The sequence below is a fragment of the Mesorhizobium sp. M7A.F.Ca.CA.004.06.1.1 genome, from assembly GCF_003999135.1.
GTDB lineage: Bacteria > Pseudomonadota > Alphaproteobacteria > Rhizobiales > Rhizobiaceae > Mesorhizobium.
On record NZ_RZPQ01001001.1, the window covers coordinates 1 to 1,721 of the forward strand.

Here is a 1,721-nt window from a genome sequence, read left to right on the forward strand (position 1 = left end):
CCGCCATGTCGCGGATCGACGTCTCGACCGCTTCGACTATTGCCGGATGGCCGTAGCCGAGCACCGCCGGACCGGCCGATCCCGACAGGTCGAGCAAGGAGCGGCCGCCTTCCTCGATCAGCCGGTTGCCCCGGCCGCCGATGACGCTGAGCGGGGAGAAACGCAGCTTGCCGATCTGGGCGATGGTCGCGGCATCACGTTCGCGCAGGCTGAGATTGCTCACGACACGGATTCCGTTTCGAGCGCCGGCAGTGCCGCCGCCAGCCGGTCCGCCCATTCCTCGATGCCGGACCGTGTCGACAAAAGGTCCTGCCGGATCTCGACGAGGACGGCGGGGATGCCGCGATCATCGCCATGAATGGGCACGGCGTAATCGGCGTCGCGGCTGATCACATAGGGCACGTTGGCCGCGACATTGAGCCCGGCGTCGGTGCGCAGGCCCGAAAGGATCGTTTCTGCGAGATCTCTTGCTTGGTCGTGCAGCACGCCGGCATGCCAGGGTCTGCTGACACCGAGGAAGACCGGCGTGAAGGAATGGATCGTCACGATCCGGGTCTGCCGGCCTGCTTGCGCCCGGCGGTCAAGATACGCAGTCACCCGGTCATGAAACGGCGAAAAGATGATCTCGGCGCGCCGGATCCGCTCCGCCGAATCGATGCCGACATTGCCGGGAATGTCGGTGTCTTCCGACAGCACCGGAATGCTGCCTGGCGTGCCCAGTGGCCGGTTGAGGTCGATCAGCAGCCGCGAGTAACCGCTGAGGAAGGCCGGTGCATCGAGCTTCGACGACAGCAGGCGGGTCACTTCGGCGGCGCCGATATCCCAGGCGATGTGGCGCTGCAGATGGCTGGCATCGAGGCCGAGCTGCCGATACTCGGCCGGCATGTGGTTGGACGCATGCTCACACAACAGCACGATATCGGAGCGGCCGTGCTCGTTGAGGACCTCGACGGCCTCGGGCCAATCTTTTCTGGCCTGCGCGGTCATCAATAGAGCGTCCGGTAGAGATCGCAGATGGAGGCCGGATCGAGACCGGCAAGACGCTCGGACTCATGTCGCTTGAGGCCGACGAAGGTTTCGATGAAGACAGGCGCGAACCATCCCGTCACGATGCCGTCGGCCAGCAACGCGTCCAGTGCCACGGGCAGGGTTTCGGGCAGGCGCACCAGACCGAGACTCGCCCGCTCAGCCTCGCTCATCAGTGTCGGGTCGCCGGTGACCAAAGGCGGCGACGGCAGGCCCGCCTTCAGCCCTTCCAGCCCGGCGCGGATGATCGCCGCCAGCGACAGATAGGGATTGCCGGTGGCGTCAGCGGCCCGGTATTCGATGTTGTATTGCCGCGCCGGATCGCGTCCGCCGATCGTCACAGTCGGGCAGATGCGCAGCGACGCCTCGCGGTCGCGGTCGGCGAGCCAGGTATAGGACGAACTCCAGCTGTGCGGCTTCAGCCGGTAGAAGGACGACACGCTCGACGCCGTCATCGCGGTCATTCCAGGCAGATGGCGCAGCACGCCGGCACAGAAGGCGCCGGCTTTGGCGGAAAGACCTCCGGGCTGCGTTGGATCGTATGTCACCGGCTTGCCGGCCTCGTCGACAAAGCTGAAATGGATGTGGACGCCGTTGCCGACGGCAGTTGGCGCGGTTTTGGGCGCGAAGCTCGCACGCCAGCCGGCATTGCGCGCCAATTCGCGCGTGATTTCGCGGATGGCGACGGCGCGGTC

1 protein-coding gene and 2 pseudogenes are annotated in these 1,721 nt (G+C 66.0%); all 3 read right to left on the reverse strand.

Translation table 11 applies throughout. The features are described from left to right. Positions 1 to 223, reverse strand: a pseudogene (locus tag EN906_RS33155) (aminotransferase class III-fold pyridoxal phosphate-dependent enzyme); the annotation flags it as partial. After that, entirely contained in the window at positions 220 to 987 is a 768-nt protein-coding gene (locus tag EN906_RS33160; RefSeq protein WP_127267231.1) for an N-formylglutamate amidohydrolase, read from the reverse strand. The gene EN906_RS33160 and the pseudogene EN906_RS33155, both read right to left, overlap by 4 nt. After that, a pseudogene (locus tag EN906_RS33165) lies at positions 987 to 1,721 on the reverse strand (glutamine synthetase); the annotation flags it as partial. The gene EN906_RS33160 and the pseudogene EN906_RS33165, both read right to left, overlap by 1 nt.

Coding starts and splice junctions, on each gene's coding strand:
- EN906_RS33160 (WP_127267231.1), bottom strand. CDS start 987: ATGACCGCGCAGGCCAGAAAAGATTGGCCCGAGGCCGTCGAGGTCCTC.